The sequence below is a fragment of the Cryobacterium gelidum genome (assembly GCF_004403985.1).
Taxonomy (GTDB): domain Bacteria; phylum Actinomycetota; class Actinomycetes; order Actinomycetales; family Microbacteriaceae; genus Cryobacterium; species Cryobacterium gelidum.
This window is the reverse complement of the sequence record NZ_SOHL01000007.1, coordinates 1-18,113: the sequence shown is the minus strand read 5'-3', so window position 1 is coordinate 18,113 and position 18,113 is coordinate 1. Positions and strand designations below refer to the sequence as shown.

Sequence of the window (18,113 nt, the reverse complement as noted above, 5' to 3'; positions counted from 1 at the left end):
TGAGAGCGGATGTCGGGAGTGACGCTGAAGGGTTGCTTACGCTCCCCAGCCGGCCTGGCTTCCGCCCACGCGCTCGGCAGCGATTCTCGCCTGATAGCCAGAGGCGGCATAGGCGGACATCGGGTCACCGGCGAGGCCGCGGTCCTCCCGCCAGGCAGCAAGGCCGGGGCGTACGTCGGTGTAAAAGGCGTCCATCAGAATGCCGTTGGCGCCAAGCACATCACCGGCGTCCTGAGCCAAGGTGAGCGCATCCCGGTCGACGAGCAGTGCGCGGGCGGTCATCTCCTGCACGTTGAGTACCGAGCGAATCTGTCCGGGAATCTTGTCTTCAACGTTGTGGCACTGGTCGAGCATGAACGCCACCGTCGAATCGGGGCCGTAGCCGCCGCCCCGAACGACCTCGTACAGAATGCGGAACAGCTGGAACGGGTCGGCCGCGCCGACGATGAGGTCGTCGTCGGCGTAGAACCGGGAGTTGAAGTCGAAGGAGCCGAGCTTGCCCAGGCGCAGCAGCTGGGCGACGATGAATTCAATGTTGGTGCCGGGAGCGTGGTGACCGGTGTCGAGGCAGACGCTGGCCTTGTCGCCGAGCGCGGCGACCTGCGCGTAGCTGGTTCCCCAGTCGGGAACATCGGTGTGGTAGAAAGCCGGCTCGAAGAACTTGTACTCGAGCACGAGGCGGTGCGCGTCGCCGAGGCGGGCGTAGATGGCGGCAAGCGACTCGGCCAGGCGGTCCTGACGGCCGCGAATATCGCCCTGGCCAGGGTAGTTGGTGCCGTCGGCGAGCCAAATCTTGAGGTCGTTCGAGCCCGTTTGGTGCATGATCTCGATGCACTCAAAGTGATGGTCGATGGCTTTCTGCCTCGTCGCCGCGTCGGTGTGGGTCAGGCTGCCGAACTTGTAGGCGTCGTCCTGAAAGGTATTCGAGTTGACGGTGCCGAGCACGAGGCCCTGATCGGCCGTGAAGGTGCGGAGCGCCGCGTAGTCGTCGACCTTGTCCCACGGAATGTGGAGCGCCACCTTTGGCGCGAGGCCGGTGTAATGGTTGACCTGGGCCGCATCGCATACCTTTTCTTCGATGGTGCGGGGGGTACCCGGGGTGCCAAACACTTTGAAGCGTGTTCCGGAATTACCGAACGCCCAGGAGGGCAGCTCGATGGCCTGCGCCTCGAGTTGGATGAGTACGGCAGCGCTGATGGTCACGAGGTACTTCTTTCTGTAGCGGTTGTGGTGAGAGCGGCGAGCTGGTCTTCGAGGTGAAAGGCCTCGGTCAGTTGCAGAAACCCGGTGTCGGGGGAGCCATCGAGGGCGACGAAGAATTCACCCATCTCAGCCTGCCAGCGCGCGTTGACGGCGGTTGCCGCCATGCCAGCCTGAGCGGATGCCAGATCCGCTGTTTCGAAATAGCCGATCAGCAGTCCGTCCTGCCGAAGAAACAGCGAGTAGTTGTTCCAGCCGGTGGCTTTGAGCGCCCGAAGCATTTCAGGCCAGACTGCCGCATGGCGCTCGCGATACTCGTCGATGCGTTCCGGCTTGACCTGTAACGCAAAGCACACGCGGCGTGCGGCGGTGTTCGTCATCGGTGACTCCTCCAGGACTAAATGAATCGTTTCAATAATGGAGCGTAGGATGCCGGATGGCAAGACCGGATCGAGCGGAGCCCGCTTCCGGCGCGCGGTTCAGACGCTAGACGAGCGCGACATGGCGGTGCTCGATTTCCAGCAGGCTCGCGGCAGCCTTGATGTCGGCGGCGCAGTGGCCGAGGCTAAGTGCCCAATGGTGGCCGATGCCGCTTTGACTCCACTCGTCAACCCAGCGACCCGGATCGCCGCCGAAGTCGACACGGGAGGTGGTGTTGCCGATCGCGAGCAGCGGACCGGGCACGACCGTGCCCTCTGAGGTCACGAAGACGTAGCGCCCATCGGGGTCTTGTCCGACACCGAAGGTCGTTACCGGTCCGGGCTGCACATCGAACTCTACCGACACGCCCCAGCCGCGCTTACCGTGGTAGACGCCGAGCCCGCGCAGTAGGGGCTCCCGTGCGCTCACGGCGAGGTGGGCGGGCCCGTCGTGCCCCATCTCCACGACATTGTCGAAAAAATTTAGCGCCTGAATTTCGGTGAATGACCCGCCGGCTCCGATGGCCTGGCTGGCCAGCATCGCGATCGAGGTGCGCAGCTCGTATTCACCCGCCATCGGAATTCCGCGGGCGGTGAGCAGCGACGATCCGAGAATCATGCCGGCGCCGAGCCGTTCGTGCTGTTCGCCGGCTAGGCCGCGATGGTAGTAGGCGACGGAATCGAGGTCGAAGTCTGCCACTAACCTGTCCAGCCCGACCGAGACTTTTGCGCCCCAGGCGAAGTCCTCCTGTTGGACCGAATCGTCGACCTGAAACAGTTGCGACGCGAGGTGCATGCGTTCCCGCACCGCGGCATCCGTCACCTCGTCGACCCGCACACGCAGATCGTCGAACTCGAGCACCTCGACGTGGGAGCCGAACGTGGTCGATACGCTGGTGAGATCGGTCGCGACATCGAGCATGCCGGGGTAGACGTGGCCCATGAGACCGTGGCGGGCAGTGCGCAGCGTCGCTCGGACACCGGCCGCGTGCACCCATTGAATAATGCGGTCCCAGGCGCGCTCCTGCCGCAGGTATCCCGAGACCGACCGAAACGGAATCCCGGCCCGCCGAAATACGTTGGCGACCTCGGGAACAGGGCATTGGCCGCAGTAGGCGAGCCACTGGCCGGTATCGAAGGTGGCATGGTCCATCGCTTCGGTCGGCTGCAGATCGATGACCAGCACCGGGGTGTGCGACTTCTGAGCAATCGGCAGCACCATCGACGAGGTGAGGTAGGTGGCTAGAAAGACCACGATGAGGTCGCAGTCCGCGATCCGCAACTTCTCGGCAGCCATCTGGGCATCTTGGGCGTCGGAGATGAATCCGGCATCGATCACGTCGGCGTCAAGAGCTCTGAATCGATCGGTGACATACCGCGCGGAGTCCTGTAGCAGGGGGAGAAGGTCGGGAAATTGCGGCCAGTAAGCGCCAAGTCCGCCGGAGACCAGGCCGATTCGGGTGCTGCGACGTGTTTTGGGCTCGAGCAGGCCGGTCGGCAGAGCGCGCCCACCGGTCACCGTAGCGGCGTTCGACGTCGTCGTGTTCGTCATGGATCACTCCTGCCTCTGAAGTTCGTTAAGTTGGGCGGCCGAGGGCTGTGGGACGGATGCCGCAGCATCCGTCCCACAGCATCCGCTCCCTGCGAGGACTACTTAGAAGTCGTAGTCATCAATGTTGTCGGCGTTGAACGTGGTCGGCGGGCCGACGATGACGATCCCGTCGGCACCCACCTCACGCTCACCGAGGTCGCCGACTTCGAAGGTGTCGCCCTCGGCTCCGGTGATGGTTCCGTCGGCGAGGGCCTTGCCGGCGAACGCGGCGACGTAACCGAGCTGTGCCGGGTCCCAGAGGGCGAACGCGGTGACGGTGCCGTCCTTGACGAACGGGCGCATTTCATTGGGTAGCCCGAGCCCGGTCAGCGCGACGGTGCCCTTGTAGTTCGAGGTGGAGAGATAGCGTGCCGTGGCCGCGATGCCGACCGTGGTCGGTGAGATGATGCCCTTGAGGTTCGGGTAGGCCTGCAGCAGACCCTGAGCCTCCTGGAACGACTTGGTGTCGTCGTCATCACCGTAGACCTTGGCAACGAGGGAGATTTCCGCATACTCCGGGTTGGAAGCGAGCTCCTCCTCGATGAACTTGATCCACTCGTTCTGGTTGGTCGCATTGGCCGTGGCCGAGAGAATCGCGATTTCTCCCGATCCGCCGATTTGCTCGGCGAGTAGCTCGATCTGAATCAGTGCGACGTCCTTGGCGACGACTTGGCTGATGAACACGTCACGGTAGTCCGGATTGGTGTCCGAGTCGAACGCCACGATCTTGGCGCCGGCGGCGCGGGCTTCCTCGAGGGCCGGACCGACGGCATCCGGGTCGTTGGCAGCGATCACGATGACGCTGGTTCCGGCTTGGGTTTCAGCATTGATGAACGACACCTGGCTCGACGCACTCGCTTCGAGCGGGCCGACGACCTCGGTCGCGGCGAAGCCGGCGGCGGTCGCGCCGTCCTTTCCGCCGCCGAGAACGACGTCGGTGTACGGGTTGTTGAGCTGCTTGGGAATGAAGGTGATGCTGAGATCTCCCTCGGCGGCGGTGCCGGTTCCGGCATCATTGCCTGCGGCGCAGCCGCTCGCGACGAGGGCAACGGACGCGGCGACTGCTGCGAGGGTGAGGAAGCGGCGAGTGCGCCTCGTCTTGGTGTGGCGAATGAACTGCATTGTCATTTCCCTTCCTGAACGCCGGATGCTGTGGCGCGGTTTGCTCCCGAGGCCGGTGCCTGGGGAAGAGTGCGGCGGTGTCGCCGGGTATGTAGCCATTTCGTGATGCCGTCGATAATGCTGGGGGCCACCACGGAGGCGATGAGCAGGGAACCGGTAACGATGATGAGCACCACGTCGGAGGTGCGGCCCAGCCGTAACGTGAAGTTGATCGTTCCGATCAGCAGCACTCCGGCGATGGCACCGGGAATCGATCCCTTGCCGCCGAAGATGGAGACTCCGCCGAGCAGCACGGCAGCGATCACCGTGAGTTCGAGGCCGCTGGCGTTGTCGCTGCGGGCGCTCGAATAGCGCAAGGTCCAATAGATTCCGGCCAGCGCCGAGACGGAGCCAGACGCGACATAGAGCCAGAATTTGGCCCGCACCACCTTGATGCCGACGAAGATGGCCGCTTCCTTGCTATACCCGAGGGCGAACAGGCCACGACCAAATGGAGTGAGGTGCAGCACCACGCCGAAGATGATCGCGACCAGAACCACGCCGATCATGACCGTCGGTATTCCGGTGCCGCCCAATTTAGAGGTGAAGAAGCTCGTGAGTGCCGGCGGAAAATTGGCCACCGCGTTGTCGCCGATGACGACGAGCGCCAGGCCGCGAAACAGCGCTAATGTGCCGATGGTCACAGCGAGGGAGGGCAGCCCGAGAACCGCTACGAGCAGACCGTTGAAAGCCCCGGCGAGCACTCCGGCGAGCAGGCTGATGATGAGCACAAGGCCGATATCGAGGCCAGCTGCCCAGAGTACCCCCATCAGTGCGCTTGTGAGACCGGCGATGCTAGCCACTGAAAGGTCGATCTCGCCGGTGATGATGATGAGCGTCATCGGTAGGGCGATCAGCAGGGCTGGAATTACGTCCAGGAGTAGAAAACCGGTCGAGACAGGACTGTAGAACCGCGGAATGAACAGCGCGGCGTAGATGATGAACACGATGAGCGCGTAGATCATGACCGTGTCGCGGCCAAGCAGAATGCGGGCGATTCCGGTGCGACCGCGGGCGGTCGGTACCCCGGCCGAGCGGGTTCCGGATTTGTTCGTCGCGGTCGGGAGCAGTTCGGTCGGCGGATTAGACATCGCGTGCCTCACTGTGTCGGAGCTTCTTCGCTGTTCGAATGCGCGCGATTCGATCAATGACTATCGCGGCCAGGATGAGCAGGCCGACAATGGCCTGCTGCCAGAATTTGTCGACACGTATGGCGGTCAGGGCGCTTGTGATGGTGGTCAGCAGCAGCGCGCCGATGGCGGCTCCGACAACGGTGCCGCTGCCGCCGAAGATCGCAACGCCGCCGACGACGGCAGCGGCGATGATGTCGAATTCGAGGCCGGTTCCGGTCGTCGCTCCAACCGAGTTGAACCGGCTGGCGTAGAGCACGCCGGCGAGACCGGCTAACACGCCGTTGCTGAGAAAGGCGAGGAGCACGCGGCGAGTGACCGGGATACCGAACAGTTTGGCCGCTTCCGGGTCGGAGCCGATGGCGCACAAATCACGACCGGGTCGCGTGGACGCCATGAAAATTGCGATGATGATGACGACGACGATTGCGATCAGGGTGATCAGGGGAAAGCCGGCGATGGTGTCGACGGACAGGGCGCCGAAGCTGTCGGGCCGGTCTCCGGCGAAGTATTGCGTACCACCGGCCCACGCATTGTTGAGACCGCGGTAAATGTACAGGGTACCGAGGGTGATGACGAGCGACGGAACTTTGGCGACGGTTACGAGAAAACCGTTGACGCTGCCGAGCAGGGCACCGAGCGCCATTCCCGAGAGAAAAATCAGCACGATCGGAATACCCGGAACGGCCACGAACAGGGTTCCGGTGCTGAAAGCAACGATGCCGAGGATCGACCCCACCGACAAGTCGACGTTGCGGGTGATGATGACCATCGCCTGCCCGACGGCGAGGATGATGACGATCGTCGCGTTCAGAAGCAGGTCTTTCATGCCCTGCTGGCCGAGGAAGAGCGGATTGGCCAGATAGGTCAGGGCGACCAGGGCGATAAGGGCCAGCGTGACCGGAAGCTCCCGGAGGCGCAGCACGGAGGCCAGTACGCCCGAGGTGCGCCGCATCGCGGTGCCGGCCGTGTCGGGTGGCGAGGTGCCGATGGTCATCGTGAGCGCTCCAGTTTTGCGGTTGCCGCGTGCATGATCGACTCGGCTGTCGCATCCGCTCGGTCGAGTTGGGCGGTGAGACGACCCTCGTGCATGACCAGTACTCGGTCGGCCATGCCCAGGACTTCGGGCAGTTCGCTGGAAATCATCAGGATGGCAATGCCTCGCCCGGCGAGATCTGACAGTAGACGGTGCACTTCACTCTTGGTGCCGACATCGATGCCACGCGTGGGTTCGTCGACGATGAGGAACGTCGGCTCGGTGGCCAGCCATTTGGCCAACACGACCTTCTGCTGGTTGCCGCCGGAAAGGGTGGAGACCTTGTACTCCTGGGACCTCGTCTTCACCTGCAGGCGGGTCGTCCAATCCTCCGCCGCGCGGCGCTCGGTTGCAGCGTTGATGAGGCCGAAACGCGACAGGCGGTTGCGCAGCGTGAGGGCGGCGTTGCGTGCCACCGAGAGGTCCATGACGAGTCCCTGCTTCCGGCGGTCCTCGGGAACAAAACCCATGCCGGCGTCGATCGCCGCCTGCGGGTTGTTCGGTTTGACGCGAGCGCCGTGCAGTTCTACTGAGCCGTGATCGTAGGGGTCGATACCGAAAATGGCGCGAGCCACCTCCGTGCGACCGGCACCCACCAGGCCGGCCAGTGCCACGATCTCGCCGGCCTTGACCTCGAAGCTGATATCAGCAAAGACGCCGGTGCGCGAAAGGTCAGACACTTTCAGCACGGTCTCTCCGACCTCGGCGACCACCTTGGGGAATAGGGCGCCAACGTCCCGACCGACCATCTCACGCACGATCTGGGGCGAGGTCACCTCGTTGGTTTGGTGGGTCGTGATGTATTCGCCATCGCGCATGACCGTGATGCGGTCGCACAGCGCGAATACCTCGTCGAACCGGTGCGAGATGAACAGAATGCCCGCGCCGTTCGCGCGCAGGGCCCGTGCGACTTGAAAGAGTCGTTCCACCTCGAGGCCGGAGAGTGCCGCCGTCGGTTCGTCCATGATTAGCACGTTCGCATCGAGGGAGATCGCTTTGGCGATCTCGATGATCTGTTGGTCCGCGATCGAGAGTCCTTCGGCGATGCGGTCCGGATCGATGCGCACGCCGAGCTGCTCGAACAGGGCACGAGCCTCTTTGCGCATTGCCGACCGGTTGATCAGGCCGAGTGCGTTCTTGGGCTGTCGCCCGATAAAGATGTTTTCCGCGACTGTGAGATCGGGAAAGAGCGTCGGCTCCTGATAGATAACGGAGATGCCGGCAGCCTTGCTGTCGGCCACAGTGCGAAAGGTCACCGGCTTCCCCCGAACCAGAAATTCGCCGGCGTCCAGGCTGTAAAGCCCCGCCAGAATCTTGACCAGGGTGGACTTGCCCGCACCGTTCTCGCCGACCAAGGCGTGAATCTCACCGGGGAGTATCTCGACCACGCCGTCGGCGAGGGCGATGACCGGGCCGAATGCTTTGGCCGCCCCGCGCAATGACAGGAGCGGTGTAATCGACCGTCCGATGGTCGGTTCGGGAGTGTTGATCATTTCGAGGTCGTGCCTCCGCGTCGAGGAAATGCCTGAATGAATCGTTTCATTTCGGCTACTCAGTGAATACTAGGGTGGCGGCCACCTGATCGTCAACAGCACTTTCCATCATCGTTTCCCAATTGACATGAAACTCGGCCACCTGTGTTGATTCGTTTCATTGTGGGCGCCTATGGCCAATAGGCTGAGGGCTGGGCCGCCGGAGGCGTCCCAGCGAAAAGGGAGTCAGTGTGGCATCGATCAGCGTCAACGACGTCGCCGCCGCCGCCGGCGTATCGGTGGGTACGGTGTCGAACGTGTTGAACCGACCCGAAAAAGTGTCGCCGGGCACGGTCGCGCGAGTTCAAGCTGCCATTGCCGATCTCGGCTTCGTACGCAACGACGCCGCCCGTCAGTTGCGGGCCGGTCGGAGTCGCAGCCTAGGGCTCATCGTGCTCGACGTCGCGAACCCATTCTTCACCGATGTCGCCCGTGGTGCCGAAGATCGAGCAACCGAAGAGGGGCTCGCAGTTCTACTCGGCAACACCGACGACAGTCTCGCCCGTGAGGCCGCTTACCTCGACCTGTTCGAGGAACAGCGTGTGCACGGAGTATTGATCTCACCGCTTGGTGACGTCGGCGACCGACTCACCCGATTGCGCGCTCGCGGTACACCGACCGTATTGGTCGATCGCCAGACGGAGGACCGTAGCTTTTCCTCCGTCGCCGTCGACGACGTTGCGGGCGGGCGCCTCGCTGCGCATCACCTGGTGTCCATCGGCAAGACTCGTATCGCTTTCGTTGGCGGACCAATCAGCATTCGGCAGGTGGTCGATCGGCTGGAGGGTGCGCGGGAAGCCGTTGCTAAACATCCGTCGGTGTCTCTGGAAGTCATCGAAACCGATGCCCTCTCGGTGCTGGCCGGCCGTGCCGCCGGCGAGCTGGTGTTGGAGCGGGCACCCGGTGACCGTCCCGATGCCATCTTTGCCGCCAACGATCTGCTCGCCATCGGTGTGCTGCAGGCGCTCAACATGCGCGGTGAGCTGCACGTGCCGCGCGATATCGCCCTGATCGGCTACGACGATATCGCTTTCGCCGCTGCGGCCGTGGTGCCGCTGTCGTCGATCCGTCAGCCGAGCGTGCTGATCGGCTACACCGCAGTCGACCTGCTGCTGCGCGAGGCCGAGGTCGGCGACACGTTTGAGCCCGAACATATCGTGTTTCAGCCCGAATTGGTCGTTCGCGAGTCCACCGGGGCTTGAGGGCTGCATCGGACCGTCGTGCTTGCGCCTGGCATCTTTGTGCGTGCGAGCACACGGGGGGCTCTGCTCCGCTGTCGGAGCTGACGCTGTCGCCCCGTCACCGAAGTCCCACAAGTACTCCTCGACCGAGCCGTCGAGGTCTGTCGACGCGGAGGTATCGAAGCGGTACGTGGTGCCGGATCCGGAGGTTGTGAACGAGGCGGTCGGCTTGACGTTCGGGACTGGTTGGTCGGCGGCGGTATAGCTGACGGGCTCGCCGAGTGGATCCACGTCAGCGCCGAACATCGCCACCGTCCAGGTGCCCTGCTCGGGGTTGTCGATATCGAAGTACTCATAAGTGGGCCCGTTCCCGTGAACGGCTTCACGAGTGTTGGAGCGGTCGTACCGGACGCCACTTGGCGAGATCAGGGTCATGATCACGTCGCTTCCGGGCCACGCTGCGTTGAAATGCATTGAGCGCCCGGAAACGAACGGCGAGCGGGTCACGATTTGCTGCGGCTTGATCACGAAGGAAGGCAGCACCGGCTTGCTGAAAAGCTCGACGATTTCATCCGCCATAATCCGGTGCCCCCGCGCCTTGAAGTGGAAGGACTCTGGCGACTTCGCTCCGAGGAAGCGCCGTTGGGCAGGTGCACCAACACGACGAACCGCGTCGTGCGTTCAACCAACGTCGCGATCGCCGATCCCGACGCCGAACCCACGATCAGATCACCCTCCCAATGACCGGCGACCAGCCTGTCATTGGCCTCTGTGGGCCAATCGCTCAGCATCACTTTGTCGCGAATTTCACCCGCCGCGTTCAGCTGCGTGGCCCGCGGTTTCCGCGCTGACCGGCCCCGCCGCGGGTGCCGGTGCAGGTGAACTCCGACGCAACCACGGCTTTGAACGTAGAGGCTTTGATAGATCGACTCGTGGGAGACCTGCATCTCGCCTTGGCCGGCGAACACGACCGCGAGATCGTCACTGATCTGCTGTGGACTCCAGTTCTTCCGCAACCGCTCCTCCACGGCAGCGGCAAACAGCCGGTCGTCGAGCTTGCTCGGCTTGGGCCGGCCCGCTCTGATCACGCAACGTTTCTAAGCGGCATATGGCCGGTAGCTGCGCGTTGTCGGGTGTGAGTTGCGCCGCAACTCATGGCTAATCGTCGACGTGGGGCGCCCCAGATTTCGTGCGAGTAACGGGTGTGCTGGCTGTTGGAGTCAGCCCGATGTCTGCAATCGCCGCAGGTGGCGCTGCGATCATCGACTCGGCCGCCTGTAGCGAGAACGCGATTCCCGCAAATGACGACTCGTACAGCGGGCAGGTTGATCTTCCGTTCGATGTCGATTTCTAGGGCGCGACCTACGATCACCTCTGGGTGCACAATGGGAACGTCACCTTCGATGGTCCGCTGTCGACGTTCACTCCGTTCGGACTCATCGCGGCGAGCACGCCGATCATCGCGCCGTCCTTCGCTGATGTCGACACCAGGGGAGGCGAATCGGATCTTGTTCGATACGGCTATGGCGAGACCGTTTTTGACGGCCACAACGCGTTCTGTGTGAACTGGGTCAACGTCGGCTACTACTCCGGTGGCACAGACAAACTCAACTCGTTCCAGCTCCTTCTCGTCGATAGGTCGGACAAGGGGGCTGGTGCATTCGACATCGTGTTCAACTACGACAAGATCCAGTGGGAAGTGGGAAGTGGGAAGTGGGAAGTGGAAAGCGCGAGCGGCGGTTCGGCCGGCGAGGATTTGGGGTGTGAAAAAGCCCCATCGGAAGATTCCGGTGGGGCTTCATCAAGATATTGACATGGTCGCCGTCATCGGCTGACCCGCTGACAGGGTGAGCGAAGGCGGACCTCAGCCGACTCAGAGAGTGGCGGCCAGGCCATTTAGCGTGACGGTTCCGACGATAGCGGGGCTGATGGGAGTGGACGTTACCTCGCCCGTTACCGGGTCCGGTTCGAGGCCCAGCACGGTGCTGAGCACGGACACTGCAGCCGCAGCGGACCAGGCCTGCGGGCGGCAGGCGGCAGGGTAGGACCCCGCCGCGGTGACAGCTGTGGAGGCGTCGCCGGAGTGGAGTTCGGGCATCCGGTAGTCAAACGATTCGGCCGCTGCGAGCAGACCGGTGATCAAAACGCCTGCCTCGGCACCGAAACTGGCGCGGCCGAGCCCGGCGATGGCAATCGCGGTGTCGTGGGTCCAGACCGAGCCGCCGTGGTAGCTCACCGGCCAGTACCCGGCCGAGTCGGTGGACATGGTGCGCAGGCCGAAGCCGGAGTTGAGTTCGGGAGAGACCAGACGGGCAGCGACGAGGGCGGACTCTTCGGCGGAGAGCAAGCCGGTGCCGAGGAGGTGGCCGATGTTGCTGGTGACGGTGTCGACCGGGCGTTTGAACGCGTCCAGGGCCACAGCCGGGTAGCGGCCCTGCGCGGAGTCGATCCAGAATGACTGGCGGAACCGGGTCTTAAGCTCCTCGGCCCAGGCGCGCCAGGTGTCGCCACCGGGCCGGTTGAATGCGTCGAGCAGGCCGGCGCCATCGATCGCGGCTTGGTAGGCGTATGCCTGGACCTCGCAGAGAGCGATAGGCCCAGTGGCGAGGCTTCCGTCACGCCACTGGATGGAGTCACCGGAGTCCTTCCAGCCCTGGTTAGCGAGCCCGTGCCCGGTGCTGTCGACGTACTCGAGAAATCCGTCACCGTCGCTGTCGCCGAAGTCGCGCATCCAGGCCAGGGCTGCTTCGAGGTGTGGCAGGAGGGCCTCGACCTCGGCGTCGGCCATGCCCCAGCGGTGGGCGTCGGCCAACAGGCAGACCCACAGGGGAGTGGCGTCGACGGTGCCGTAGTAGAGCGGCGGTAGCGACATGTCTTCGCCGGGGATCGTGAACGCGGCGGGCCGCAGCTCGTGCATGATTTTGCCGGGCTGTTCTGCGGTCTCGGCGTTGTTCCGGGTGCCCTGCAGCTGGGCGAGTAACCGTAGAGTGGAGGCCGCGATCTCGGTGCCGAGGGGGAGCAGGAACCGGGCAGCCCAGAGTGAATCTCGGCCGAACAGGGTGAAGAACCAAGGGGCGCCGGCAGCAAGGAATGGCTCATCCGGCCGTGCCGTCGTTGCCATTCGCAGGCCGGAGAGGTCGTCGAGTGCGCGCTGCACCCAGCGGTCCAGGCGTGCGTCGCCGGAGCTCACCGATACCCCGGCCCACTCGGGCAGGCCCGAGGCCGCCTGAACCACGGTCGTTGAGTGCTCGATATCGATCGTCCACTGCACGGTGACGCTGCCGCGGGCGGGCACGGTAACCGACCAGTCGCCGCCAACTTCTGTGGCAGCAGTGCTCGGCACACCGTCGTGGCTCAGGCTCACTAGAGCAGCTACGGTCGGGGTGGTCAGATGGATGCCGGTGCCCGTCTCTTTCACGGTGATGACCGGCGCCTCGGGTAGGTCGGCTGTCCCAGATGTGACTAGCTGAGCGCCGCCACCAAGGCCGGCCTTGACGATCTGCATGTCCGCGAAATCGGGAACCAGGCGCACGGAAACAGTCGTGTCAATCGCGTGTTGCAGTCCGGAAATAAGAGTGATGCTCTCGGTCAGGTGGCCGGCCGTGACCCTGCGGGTAACCTCCAGTCGCAACCGCGGGTCGGCGGTGCGGTCGTCAAGGTGGCGCAGCAGCGCACTGAACGTCATCTCGCCAGCGCCGCGAGCAGCTGAGCCGATCGGTTCGCCCGCAGACCCGCCGACCCGAAGGCTCCAGCCGGAGAGGACACGGGTGTCGGAGTGGTAAAGGCCATGGATAGGAAGCGTCGTGCGTCCGTCGGACCCGGACCATGCCTGGGTTGGCGCGGCCAAAACAATGGCGGAATTATGGAGCAACGGCTGGACAGGGTGAGAGAACATGAGTGAGGTACGACTCCAAGGTGTTGTGGTGTGATCTGGGGGAAAAAACGGACGGCGCCGACTACTCCTTCACAGCGCCGTCAGTGGTGTTCATGATGCGTTTTTGGAAGATGAAGAACATCACCGCGACCGGGATGGTCATGATCGCCGCCGCGGCGAGCTTGAGCGGGTACTGGGTCCCCTGGCTCAGCTGCCCGGAGGCCAGCGAGGCCACTCCCTTGGTGAGTGTGGTCAATTCGGGCGATTGCGTGGCCACGATGAAGTGCGACAGCTCATTCCAGGAGCCCTGAAACGACAGGATGATGATCGTAACCAGGGCCGGCCGGGCCATCGGCAGCACGATCGACCAAAACACTCGGAAGTTGCCTGCCCCGTCGATGCGTGCTTGCTCTTCGACGCTTGCCGGGATCGATTCGAAGAAGTTCTTCATAATGAAGACGCCCGCGGCGTCGGTGAGCAGCGGCACGATCATGGCCACATAGGTGTCGTAGATGCCGAGTTGGTTGATCACCAGGAACTTGGGAATCAGCAGCACCACCCCGGGCACGCTCATCACAGCGATGAGCAGCGCGAAGATCACATTGCGGCCTCGAAAATGCAGCCGGGCTAGGGCGTAGCCCGCCAGAGAGTTGAAGAACACGCGGCCGAGCGTGACGAAGACCGTGACGATCGCGGAGTTCTGGAACCAGATCGGGAAGTCCGAGTTGAGGAACAACCTCTCGTACGCGGACGTCGACCAGGTCTGCGGTAGCAGTGAGATGGGATTGGTGGCTGCTTCGACATCCGTTTTGAAGGAGGTCGCGACCTGCACGAGGAAGGGAGCGATGTAGATCAACGCGAGCACGATCAGGATCGCGTAGAGCAGCGACCGGCCGGCGATCACGCTGGTGGGTAGCTGCGGCCGGCTCAGGTTGCGCAGTCGCTGGGAGGCGGTGCTGAGGCGCATGCGGGTTCTCACGGTGGTGGTCATTTGAAACCTCCGGAGGTTGGGGTTTTCAGGTACAAGCGCATCCGCCGGGCGGAAACCGTGCGTTCGGCCAGTAGCCACCGTTGAAACAGGGTAAAGACCACGATGATCACGAACAGGATGAACGCGATCGCGGCGCCCTGGCCCCAGGCCTGGTTGGTGAAGGCGGCCTGGTAGGAGAGATAGGCCGGGGTGAGTGTCGTCTTGCCTGGCCCGCCCTGGGTGCCGGTATAAATTTGGTCGAAAACCTGCCAGGCACCGATCAGGCCGAGAGTGAGCACGGTGAAGAGGGTCGGCCGCAGCTGGGGGAGGGTGACTTGCCAGAACCGTTGCCAACCGTTGGCGCCGTCCATTATGGCGGCCTCGACGACATCTCCGCTGAGGTTCTGCAGTGCGGCGATGAACAACAGCATGAACGTGCCGCTCGTGGTGAACACGGCCATTAAAATGAAGGCGCTCATGGCAACGGATGGCCCGGCCAGCCATTCCCAGAACGAGATACCGAGGAACGAGTTGCCGGTGAGGACGGCGGGGCCCGTCTCGACGCCCAACGCCTCGAAGATGTTGTGCAGCACTCCGCTAGGGTCGTTGAACCAGTTCGGTCCGTTGACGCCGATGAATGAGAGCAGTTTGTTGACGGCGCCACTGGCGCTGAACAGGAACAGCCACAGCACCGTGATGGCCACAGAACTGGTGACCGACGGGAAATAGAACGCGGTGCGGAAAAAGCCGCGGCCGCGCAAGATCTGCCGGTTGACCAAAACGGCCAAGAACAGGGACAGCGTCGTCTGGATCGGCACGACCAGAAGGACGTACCAGGCATTGTTGCGCAACGCTGTGCCGAAGTCCTGTTCGGCGAGGCCGCCGCCGCCGACGAGAGCGGAATAATTGTCCAAGCCCACAAAAGCAACGGAGCCGGAAAAAGGACTGCCGCGACCGTTCCAGTCGGAGAAGCTGACCCAGAGGGCCATCAGCACCGGGATGACCAAAAACATCCCGAGCAGTATGATCATCGGGGCTGTGAAGAGCCACCCCGAGGCGGCCTCACCGCCCCGGATGCCGGAGCGGTGAGGCGTGCGTGCAGGCATCGACATGGGGCTACTTCAGTAGCGCTTGAAGGTTCTTCTGCGTGGAGTCGAGGATTGCTTGCGCGTTCCCGGTTTTGAGTGACTCGAGCTGTGCGTTCAGGTCGCTCACGACATCCGCGGCGCCCTTCACAATGGGCACGCCCTGGGCGTAGTCCGCGCCGTCCAGGAACGGAACCAGGGTGGGGTTGGCGCTCTTCCACTCGGCGGCGGCCGACATGATCGAGGGCATCGGGCCAAACTCCTCGGAGAAGGTTAGCTGGGCGTCCTTACTGGTGAGCTGTTCCACCAGGTTCAGGGCCGCGGTCTGGTTGGGGCTGTCGGCGGCGATGCCCCAGCAGTTGGTGAACTGCAGGGTGCCTTTGCCTTCTGGACCTGCCGGCAGTTCGGCCACCGTGTAGTTGACGTCGGGGAAGTCGTTCGTCATCGCGCCGGTGATCCAGTTACCCTCGATTGTCATGGCGGACAACTGCTTTCCGAACGCCTCGCCGCCCCAACCTGCACCGATCTCGCTGGCATAGCTCATCACGCCGTCGTTGAGGAGCGTCTGCGCGTATTCGAGGCCCGCAACATTCTCCGGGCTGTTTGCGGTGGCCTCGGTGCTGTCCTCGTTCATCAGGCTGCCGCCGGCCTGGGCCATGAACGCGCCCAGGCGGGCGTATTCGCTGCCGAGGGCGAGGCCCACCTGGGAGCCGGTGGTCAGCGTTGCGCTCACCGTCGCGAGCTCGTCCCAGGTGGTGGGGATGTCGGCATCCGTGAGCCCGGCCTGGGCCCAGAGATCCGTGTTGATGAGCAGCTGCAGGGTAGAAAAGTCCTTCGGGGCGCAGTAGAACTCGCCGTCATAGGTGAAGGCACTGACCAGGCTGGGGTAAAAGTCGTCTTTGTTGGCCAGGTTGTCACCATATGCGAGCAGCGAGCCGTTCGACGCGTACCCGGCGAGGGCATCTGTCGAGAGGTAGAACACGTCGGCAGGCTTCTGCGCGGCGAAGCCCTGGGCGAGCTGCTGATTGAGGTCGCTCGCGACGCTGACCTCGGCGTTGGTGCCGGAGGTCTTGGACCAGGCGGCCACGGCGGCGTTGACGGCAGCGGTCTCGGCGTCCCCACTTGAGCCGATCAGAACCGAGAGACCCTGGGAGGAGTCGCTGGTGAGTTCGCCTCCGGTGGTGGCGGAGTCACTGCTGAAACCGGATCCGGAACCGCACGCGCTGAGGGTGAGGGCACCGACCACGGTGAGACCTGCGCCGATCAGCAAGCGGGAGTTGCGTCGTTGCATCTTGATGCTCCTTCTATCGCGCTACGGTGCGCACATCTTGTGTGGTGTTCACAGTAGCTGACTTTATTTGATCGATCAAATAATTTCTTGGATCGATCCAATGCGGTGAGGCTTCAGCCAATGCAAAAGCGGTAGCCTGTGGAGATCCAATATTGGATCGATGCATTCTGAGGTTCGTGGGGAGGATCGACTATGGCTTCGATGCCTACGGTGACGGATGTTGCACTCGCGGCAGGCGTTTCCCGCCAGACCGTTTCAAATGTGATGAACTCGCCCGGCATTGTGCGCGCCGATACGCGCGAACGGGTCGAGGCTGCGATCGCGCAGCTGGGCTACCGCCCGCACGCCTCGGCGCGGCGATTGCGTACCCGACGCAGCTCCACCATTGGCATCCGGCTGGATCCGATGATCGACGGCATATCGGGGTCTGTGCTGGATCGGTTTTTGCACGCGTTGACCGAGCAGGCCGACAAACAGGGTTTACGGGTATTGCTGTTCACCGCGACCAGCCCTGAGGACGAGATCATCCAGTTGCAGCGACTGAACGACGGGGCCGACGTGGACGGCTTCGTGCTTACTTCCACTTTTGCTGGCGACCCCCGCACGAAGTGGCTGATCGAGAACAAGATCGCCTTCGTGACCTTTGGGCGGCCCTGGGGGACCGACGACGTGAGCGACCCGCAGCACCTCTGGGTAGATGTGGATGGCTGGGCCGGGCTGCATGAGGCGACCCGGGCGGCGCAGAATGCCGGCGCGCGGCGTATCGGCTACATTGGCTGGCCCAGCTCGGCGGATACCGGCGATGACCGGCGCCGCGGCTGGCACGATGCGATGCACGAACGCGGCGACGTGACCGAGGCTGACCTGACCAAGCTCGAGGTGGTTACCGTCGATGGTGTGGCCGAGGGTACCGCTGCGATGCAGGACCTGCGACGCAGGGCTGGGCCGCTGGACGCAGTTCTCTGCGCGAGCGACTCGCTGGCCCTGGGAGCGATGATCGCCAACCCTGAGCGGGTGCCGGTGACGGGCTACGACAACACACCGGTCGCTGCCGCAATCGGGCTGTCGAGCGTGGACCAGTCGGTGGGAGAGGTCGCCGCGGGCGTGCTTGATCTTCTGACCGGCGAGTTCGGTGGTCAAATCCACGGTGCGCCGGAGTCACTGCAGCCTCGGTACCAGATGATCAGACCCCGGCTGGTCACGCGAGCGTTCGCGGCGATCCCGATGGAGGTGCTGGCGTGAGCTGGTTTGGCCTCGGTCGGTGTCTCGCGGGGCACCCAAATAACGACAGAGTCAATGGGCGTTCCCAATGGGTCAAACACGTCCCGCGTGCACCCGACCCAGGGCGCGANGCGTTCCCAATGGGTCAAACACGTCCCGCGTGCACCCGACCCAGGGCGCGATTACTAATTTGATTCAGCAAGACACTTGGTCAGATGCATATTTCGGGAATGGGCACTCAATATCAACCGGGGCCCAAGAGCAAAATTTGGTAATAACCACTCTACTTGTTGACATAATCGACAATATCGGCATGCGTCGTAACAGGTTGTTCGCGGAGCCGGCCGTGGAGATCTACCAGCTGCCGTGGGTGTACAGCACAGCCGATCTGAGCCAGCGAAGCCTCAGTCCCGAGCGCTGCC

15 protein-coding genes and 2 pseudogenes are annotated in these 18,113 nt (G+C 63.4%); 4 read left to right on the top strand and 13 right to left on the bottom strand.

Features of this window, described 5'->3' with window-relative positions; translation table 11 throughout:
* Positions 1 to 36: 36 nt before the first annotated feature.
* The 7 genes from rhaI to E3T50_RS04000 all read right to left on the bottom strand — a co-directional run bounded on the left by rhaI (position 37) and on the right by E3T50_RS04000 (position 8,030).
* Entirely contained in the window at positions 37 to 1,203 is a 1,167-nt protein-coding gene (gene rhaI / locus E3T50_RS04030) for an L-rhamnose isomerase (RefSeq protein ID WP_134550706.1), read from the bottom strand.
* Positions 1,200 to 1,580, bottom strand: a complete 381-nt coding sequence (locus E3T50_RS04025; RefSeq protein WP_134550705.1) for an L-rhamnose mutarotase — start codon at positions 1,578 to 1,580, stop codon at positions 1,200 to 1,202. The genes rhaI and E3T50_RS04025 overlap by 4 nt, the downstream gene beginning before the upstream one ends.
* Before the next feature lie 106 nt (positions 1,581 to 1,686).
* Complete coding sequence (locus tag E3T50_RS04020; protein ID WP_134550704.1) at positions 1,687 to 3,171, bottom strand: L-fucose/L-arabinose isomerase family protein; 1,485 nt, start codon at positions 3,169 to 3,171, stop codon at positions 1,687 to 1,689.
* Positions 3,172 to 3,273: 102 nt separating this feature from the next.
* Positions 3,274 to 4,332 (bottom strand): rhamnose ABC transporter substrate-binding protein, encoded by a 1,059-nt coding sequence (gene rhaS / locus E3T50_RS04015; RefSeq protein WP_134550735.1) that lies wholly within the window; start codon positions 4,330 to 4,332, stop codon positions 3,274 to 3,276.
* Between the two features lie 2 nt (positions 4,333 to 4,334).
* Entirely contained in the window at positions 4,335 to 5,462 is a 1,128-nt protein-coding gene (locus E3T50_RS04010; RefSeq protein WP_198417943.1) for an ABC transporter permease, read from the bottom strand.
* Positions 5,455 to 6,498, bottom strand: a complete 1,044-nt coding sequence (locus E3T50_RS04005; protein ID WP_134550703.1) for an ABC transporter permease — start codon at positions 6,496 to 6,498, stop codon at positions 5,455 to 5,457. Before E3T50_RS04005 ends, E3T50_RS04010 begins: the two co-directional genes overlap by 8 nt.
* A complete protein-coding gene (locus E3T50_RS04000) occupies positions 6,495 to 8,030 on the bottom strand; it encodes a sugar ABC transporter ATP-binding protein (protein ID WP_134550702.1) in 1,536 nt (511 codons plus the stop codon). Before E3T50_RS04000 ends, E3T50_RS04005 begins: the two co-directional genes overlap by 4 nt.
* A gap of 230 nt (positions 8,031 to 8,260) precedes the next feature.
* Between E3T50_RS04000 and E3T50_RS03995 the strand changes: the two genes are divergently transcribed.
* Positions 8,261 to 9,271 (top strand): LacI family DNA-binding transcriptional regulator, encoded by a 1,011-nt coding sequence (locus E3T50_RS03995; protein WP_134550701.1) that lies wholly within the window; start codon positions 8,261 to 8,263, stop codon positions 9,269 to 9,271.
* Between the two features lie 84 nt (positions 9,272 to 9,355).
* On the opposite strand, the pseudogene E3T50_RS16545 reads toward E3T50_RS03995, so the two are convergent.
* Together E3T50_RS16545 and E3T50_RS03990 are read right to left on the bottom strand one after the other, a co-directional pair.
* Positions 9,356 to 9,556: pseudogene (locus E3T50_RS16545) on the bottom strand (PKD domain-containing protein); the annotation flags it as partial.
* Positions 9,557 to 9,879: 323 nt separating this feature from the next.
* A pseudogene (locus E3T50_RS03990) lies at positions 9,880 to 10,446 on the bottom strand (IS30 family transposase); the annotation flags it as partial.
* 32 nt (positions 10,447 to 10,478) lie between these two features.
* Here E3T50_RS03990 and E3T50_RS16720 point away from each other — a divergent pair.
* Together E3T50_RS16720 and E3T50_RS03985 are read left to right on the top strand one after the other, a co-directional pair.
* Entirely contained in the window at positions 10,479 to 10,604 is a 126-nt protein-coding gene (locus tag E3T50_RS16720) for a hypothetical protein (protein ID WP_255454261.1), read from the top strand.
* Positions 10,605 to 10,628: 24 nt separating this feature from the next.
* Positions 10,629 to 11,063 (top strand): nidogen-like domain-containing protein, encoded by a 435-nt coding sequence (locus E3T50_RS03985; protein ID WP_134550699.1) that lies wholly within the window; start codon positions 10,629 to 10,631, stop codon positions 11,061 to 11,063.
* A gap of 60 nt (positions 11,064 to 11,123) precedes the next feature.
* Here the strand turns inward: E3T50_RS03985 and E3T50_RS03980 are convergent, their stop codons facing one another.
* From E3T50_RS03980 to E3T50_RS03965, 4 genes are all read right to left on the bottom strand, one after another.
* Positions 11,124 to 13,121 carry a glycogen debranching N-terminal domain-containing protein gene (locus E3T50_RS03980; protein ID WP_338145332.1) on the bottom strand — a complete coding sequence of 666 codons (1,998 nt, stop codon included), beginning with the start codon at positions 13,119 to 13,121 and terminating at the stop codon, positions 11,124 to 11,126.
* Between the two features lie 85 nt (positions 13,122 to 13,206).
* Complete coding sequence (locus E3T50_RS03975) at positions 13,207 to 14,115, bottom strand: carbohydrate ABC transporter permease (RefSeq protein ID WP_134550697.1); 909 nt, start codon at positions 14,113 to 14,115, stop codon at positions 13,207 to 13,209.
* Positions 14,112 to 15,206 (bottom strand): carbohydrate ABC transporter permease, encoded by a 1,095-nt coding sequence (locus E3T50_RS03970; RefSeq protein ID WP_134550696.1) that lies wholly within the window; start codon positions 15,204 to 15,206, stop codon positions 14,112 to 14,114. Before E3T50_RS03970 ends, E3T50_RS03975 begins: the two co-directional genes overlap by 4 nt.
* Positions 15,207 to 15,210: 4 nt before the next feature.
* Entirely contained in the window at positions 15,211 to 16,470 is a 1,260-nt protein-coding gene (locus E3T50_RS03965) for a sugar ABC transporter substrate-binding protein (RefSeq protein ID WP_134550695.1), read from the bottom strand.
* A gap of 192 nt (positions 16,471 to 16,662) precedes the next feature.
* On the opposite strand from E3T50_RS03965, the gene E3T50_RS03960 reads away from it, so the two are divergent.
* A complete protein-coding gene (locus tag E3T50_RS03960; protein ID WP_134550694.1) occupies positions 16,663 to 17,712 on the top strand; it encodes a LacI family DNA-binding transcriptional regulator in 1,050 nt (349 codons plus the stop codon).
* Positions 17,713 to 18,113: the final 401 nt, after the last annotated feature.